Origin of the sequence: Parabacteroides sp. Y3-G-102 (genome assembly GCF_023656845.1) — a bacterium.
GTDB classification, from domain to species: Bacteria; Bacteroidota; Bacteroidia; order Bacteroidales; family Tannerellaceae; genus Parabacteroides; species Parabacteroides distasonis.
This window is the reverse complement of sequence record NZ_JAMOKU010000089.1, coordinates 1-4,878: the sequence shown is the minus strand read 5'-3', so window position 1 is coordinate 4,878 and position 4,878 is coordinate 1. Positions and strand designations below refer to the sequence as shown.

Below are 4,878 nucleotides of genomic sequence, written 5' to 3'. Positions count from 1 at the left end.
ATTGATAATAAGAATGAAGAAGATGCAATTTCTCTTCTTCGCTGTAATGCTCATGTTTTTTGCGCATAATAATTACACATTTTATTGTTATTGAATGTGTCTACCTATATCAGCATAAGACATTCTCTCACGAAATACAAACCATCATACACAATACACTACAATCATTGCCCGAGCAAACCCGCCGGATATTCGAGATGAGTCGTTTCGAGAATAAAACCGTGAAAGAAATAGCGGAAGAGACCAACATTACTGCAAAAGGAGTAGAATATCATATAACTAAGGCATTAAAGGTATTACGTATCAACCTAAAAGATTACCTGCCCTTATTTTATTTTCTTTTTTCTTAATTTTTTTCGCTTTTCCACTAGGGATCTACATCATTGTATCGTTTTTATAATACAAAGCGAAATTAATAGATATTCATGGAGCAATTACTACAACGATATATAAGAGGTGAGGTTTCCGAAGAAGAGAGACTGAAAGTAGCGTCATGGTTGGACGAAAGCGCGGAGAATATGCGTGAATTTCTAGCTTTGCGCAAATTATATGATCTCTCACTTTGGCAAAGTGATACAAACGAGAAATATTCCGTTAGAAAGAGACATTTCTCAATACAAAAAATAACTATCGAGCTCTTAAAGATCGCAGCCATCTTTTTGGTTGGTTTTTGGGGTAGTAAACAACTATTGACACAACAACCAGACAAGGCACAAATGCAAACTATTCATGTACCAGCCGGACAACGGGCAGAGGTCACCTTGGCCGATGGTACACATGTATGGTTGAACTCTCGCTCAACCCTAAGATTTCCTGAACAATTCAGCACGAACGCCCGAAACGTGGAATTAGACGGCGAAGGTTACTTCTCCGTCCAGCACAATGAAGAAAGTCCATTTATCGTGCAAACCCCAAAGTACGCAATCCAAGTGTTGGGGACAGAGTTTAACGTGAAAGCCTATCACAACAGCCCATTGTTTGAGACAGCTCTTATAAAAGGAAGTGTAGAAATAACCTCACCAGATTTATCACAACATCTTCGTCTAAAACCTGATGAGATCGCCGTAGCCAATAATGGAAGACTAGAAACATCTCACATCTCTGATTATAATTATTTTAAGTGGAAAGAGGGGCTATTTTGTTTTGAAGATGAATCGATCCAAGATCTAATAGATAAACTGCAACTTTATTACGATATCCAGATAGACGTACAACGCCCAGCCCTACTCCAGTATCGTTACTCCGGTAAGTTTAGGATTAAGGATGGAGTCGAACATGTGCTAAAAGTACTTCAATTAAAACATAAGTTTACTTATACGAAGAATGAGGAAGAGAATTTGATTATAATAAAATAAACACATTTATTCACTACTTAAATCAATATGCCTATGAAACAGAAAAGTCGATAAATTCAATCGGTATGAAAAACCGGGAAATGTTGCAGCATCTCCCGGCAGAAGTCAGCACCGAATTATCCTTAAATTATTTAGTACTAACATTAAAACATCACAAATGTATGGAAAATAAAATATTTCGAGTCATGAAGTTAGCCTTAACAACACTATTTATTTTTACTACCGGATTATTAGCTTCTGTTCGCTCACAAAATATGCGTATAGACTTTATACTAAATAACGCTAAAACGTACAATATTCTGGAGGAGATTGAAAAACAGACAGACTATCTTTTCATTTACAACGTTGAAGAAGTGGATCTTGAACGAAGAATCTCAATTACAGCCTCCAACCAAACTGTAACGGAGATTTTGTCCAATATCTTCAAGAATACAGACACGATCTATAAAATAGAAGGGAAGAACATCTTTCTGATGAGAAAAGAGGTAAATAGAGATTCATCTCCCCAACAAAGTAAAAAAGGAATTACAGGAACTGTAATTGATAAAAATGGAGAACCTATCATAGGAGCCAACGTTCTTATAAAAGGGACCTCTATCGGAACCATTACAGACTTTAATGGAAAATATACACTGGAAGTTCCAGAAAACGCTATTATCCAAATTTCATACATCGGGTATTTGAGTCAAGATATCAATGTAAACGGCAAGAAAGAAATAACTGTTCGTTTAGCGGAAGATACACAAAGTTTAGATGAAGTAGTCGTTGTTGGCTATGGTACTCAAAAAAAAGGAGAAGTCGCGAGTGCAATCTCTTCTATCAAATCCGAAAATTTCATCAAAACACCGTCTACCGACCCAGCCCAACTTATTAAAGGACAAGTACCGGGTTTAAGCATCATCACACCAGACGCAAATCCAACATCTACATCCGAAATTTCTCTTAGGGGAATCACAACCCTAAAAGCCAGCGCAAGCCCACTCGTTTTGATTGATGGTATTCCAGGAGACTTAAATTCAGTTTCACCTGATGACATTCAACAAATAGACGTATTAAAAGACGGCTCTGCCGCAGCGATCTACGGAACACGTGGAACAAATGGCGTAATTCTGATCACGACTAAAAACACCTTAGGAGAAATGCCAACAGAGGTGGACGTGAACGCATATATATCCACACAACAAATAATAAAAAGACTGCCTTTTATGAATGCGGACGAATACCGTCAACGAGTTAAAGAAGGAGTAGCCGGGGCTCAAGATGATGGTGCTACAACCGACTGGCTAGACCAAGTAACCCGTACCCCATTTACTCAAATTTACAACATCAGCTTACGAGGTGGTAGTCGTACAACAAATTATGTAGCTAGTTTTGAATATAGGGGGTTAAATGGATTAATCAAGCGAACCAACAACCAGATGTATTATCCCCGTATTGAAATTACACATCGTATGTTCAACAATAAATTAAAATTAAACGCTAGTTTAAGCGGATATAAACAAAGTTATTTCTCTGGCTCGGATGGAGGAAGTTATAACAGCGAGGTTTACAGGAATGCTCTGATATACAATCCAACAACACCTGTCTATAATGCAGAGGGAAAATATTCGGAAAGTACCAAAAACGAATATTATAATCCTGTCGCTATGCTAAATGAGGTTGAAGGAGAAAATCAAGCTACAAATTTGAGGATGTTTGGAAATATCACTTACACTCCAATAGAAGGCTTGGACATTAAATATCTCGTTTCTTCCAACACATATAATCAAACACGAGGTTATTACGAGACGCAAAACCATAAATCTACATGGAGAGATGGGAAAAATGGTTACGCATCTCGCGGAACAACACGAAAAGCGCAAGATCTATCAGAGCTAACAGTTCAATGGAGGAAAACACTACTAGAAGACCATTCATTCACGCTATTGGCCGGTTATAGTTGGCAAAAGGATACATATCAAAATTATTATATGCAAAACTATGATTTTCCATCTGACGATTACACATACAATAATATGGAAACCGGACAAGCCTTAAAAGATGGCAAAGCCACGGAATTCTCAGAAGCAAACGAAAGTAGGCTGATTGGTTATTTCGGCCGTTTAAACTACAGTTACAAGGGTAAATACATGCTAGCTGCCAGTATTCGTCACGAAGGATCCACCAAATTTGGCGCAGATCATAAATGGGGAAATTTCCCCTCCGTATCCGGTGCATGGAATATTAAAGGCGAGAATTTCCTAAAAGATATAGAAGAACTATCCACCTTAAAATTACGTGCAGGTTTCGGTATAACCGGTACAGTTCCCGATGATCCCTATATGTCCTTAAACACATTGGATTTCGGCACATATGTATATTACAATGGGTTATATATAAAAACCATCCGCCCAGATTCTAACGCTAATCCAGATTTAAGATGGGAGAAAAAGAAAGAGGTTAACATTGGTATAGATTTCGGATTTCTGGATGATCGTATCAGCGGTAATATTGACTATTATAATCGTAAAACAGAGGATCTGCTATGGGATTATACCGTACCATCTCCACCTTATCTCTATTCTAGTATGGTGGCAAACGCAGGTTCTATGAGAAATTCAGGTATCGAGGTTGGTATAACCGCAATACCCATACAAACCAAAGATTTTCAATGGACAACCTCGACCAACTACTCAACAAATAAAAACAAGCTATTATCACTATCTAATGATCAGTTTATATCTAGTGGTTACTCAGATAAAGGTTCCACCGGAGAACCATTACAAACCACTACACATCGCATTCAAGAAGGTGAACCAATAGGTAATTTTTGGGGATACAAAACAATTGATATTGACGATAATGGACATTGGATCATAGAGGGAGCAGATGGTAACCCTAAACCAATCTCCGAGCAACAACCAACAGATAAACAGGTCATCGGAAACGGCTTACCTAAGCACTACCTTAATTGGAACAATTCTATCAATTGGAAAGGTTTCGATTTTTCAGTAACTATGCGTGGAGCTTTCGGATTTGATATCTTGAATATGCCACGCTTACAATATGGGGCTCCTGTCATGCTAGCAAGGGGTAATGTACTAAACGAGGCATTCGACACAAAATTTGGCAACTCTCCTTTGGCGATAGATCAGGAACTTCAATATGTAAGCTACTACATCGAAAAAGGTAACTACTGGAAAATAGATAATATAACCCTCGGTTATACATTCAATTTCAATACATGGATTAAACGGTTAAGGATATATGGGACAGTCTCTAACTTAGCCACCATCACTGGATATTCAGGAATCGATCCTGAGGTCAGTTTAAGTGGTTTGACTCCTGGCGTAGATAACAAAAACCGTTACCCGTCTACCCGAACTTACACATTTGGTGTTTCTGTTAAATTTTAAATCTTTAAATCATGAACTATAATAAGAAAATTGAATACGGTTAACGATAATTAGCATGATTATGCAATTTATCGTGCATGGAAAGCTCGTCGGGGCTGACAGCTCAGCCCCTTGCCGCATGGCGTTCC

Annotated in this window: 2 protein-coding genes and 1 pseudogene; all 3 read left to right on the top strand. The window is 38.0% G+C overall.

Annotated features, from left to right (window positions below):
• Window positions 1-122: 122 nt before the first annotated feature.
• Window positions 123-350, top strand: a pseudogene (locus tag NBH16_RS23045) (sigma-70 family RNA polymerase sigma factor); the annotation flags it as partial.
• A 75-nt stretch (window positions 351-425) separates the two neighbouring features.
• The gene (locus NBH16_RS23040; RefSeq protein ID WP_122377468.1) at window positions 426-1,355 is read left to right on the top strand and encodes a FecR domain-containing protein; all 930 of its coding nucleotides are present in this window, start codon (window positions 426-428) and stop codon (window positions 1,353-1,355) included.
• A gap of 161 nt (window positions 1,356-1,516) precedes the next feature.
• On the top strand, window positions 1,517-4,750 hold the full coding sequence (locus NBH16_RS23035) for a TonB-dependent receptor (protein WP_195472443.1): 3,234 nt from the start codon (window positions 1,517-1,519) through the stop codon (window positions 4,748-4,750).
• The last annotated feature ends 128 nt before the right edge of the window (window positions 4,751-4,878 follow it).